Origin of the sequence: Streptomyces tendae (genome assembly GCF_014650435.1) — a bacterium.
GTDB classification, from domain to species: domain Bacteria; phylum Actinomycetota; class Actinomycetes; order Streptomycetales; family Streptomycetaceae; genus Streptomyces; species Streptomyces tendae.
In genome coordinates, this window is the sequence record NZ_BMUY01000075.1 from 1 (window position 1) to 991 (window position 991).

Annotated in this window: 1 protein-coding gene; it reads right to left on the minus strand. The window is 34.0% G+C overall.

Annotated elements, in window-relative coordinates; genetic code table 11:
• Positions 1–541: 541 nt before the first annotated feature.
• Positions 542–892 (minus strand): hypothetical protein, encoded by a 351-nt coding sequence (locus IE258_RS40665; RefSeq protein WP_189750819.1) that lies wholly within the window; start codon positions 890–892, stop codon positions 542–544.
• Positions 893–991: the final 99 nt, after the last annotated feature.

Below are 991 nucleotides of genomic sequence, written 5' to 3' on the forward strand. Positions count from 1 at the left end.
TGCAAATATAATATTTTTATTTTATATATGCAAACCATGGTTATCATGGCTGAGGAATGGGTATGATATCCGTTATGATAACCTTTTCTGAAGTAAGATTCCAATAATTTCGGATTTCTTTCAAGGCATTAATCATATGTAGATGTTCGGATATAAGTTCCTCTCCAGGATATTTGAGGTAATCTCTTATTTGTTCTGTTCGATAACTGAAGGTAAAGGCCTGGGTATCCTTTAGTATTTCACGTACATGCGTTTGTCCGTTATTATTTACCGGTATATTATCGAATACCTGATATGAAATTAGAAATCTACCTTGGGTTAGCATATATCTCCATTATTTGTTCATATTTATCCGTGCTAGTAAAAGTATCAAGGAAATAGTTATATTCAGTATATTCAGTATGGAATGGATGCTTGTGCAATTCATATTTGCAATAATGTTCCCATGGGTTACCTGGTATGAAGGTATCTAAGTTAGGCCCTGAGGAATTAAGGAATAGGACTAAGATAAGTCCTATTCCTATGTAGTATAATGCTGTTCTCATAATTCGTTACAGATTAGTTTTATGTCCGTTAATTGATTCATGTATTCCTCTTCTGAAGATATATCTAGGGATTTACAGGCTATGTAATGACCGTACATTGATATACCTGGTTCATAGCCTTGATCATCGTTCATGAAGTAGGCTAATCCTTTTCTATCGATTTCGATTACTGGATAAGGAGGTTCTCCATTGGTTGCTTCCTTATCGAAAGTAGCAAAATCATAAGTATCTGTATTATCGGTCATGGTAGCAAATATTTCGATTAGCCAGGTAAAGTCCTCTAAGGGTACTTTGTCTAGCCATTCCCATCCGATTGGGTATTCGTTTATTGTTATTGTTAGTTTCATATTATAGTTCTTTTAAAATTGCTGTTTTAAATCCGGTTGCTGTAAGTTCTTGAGTCTCTATATGTACAAGTTCAAAGTAATCCTTTATATCTTGGATAG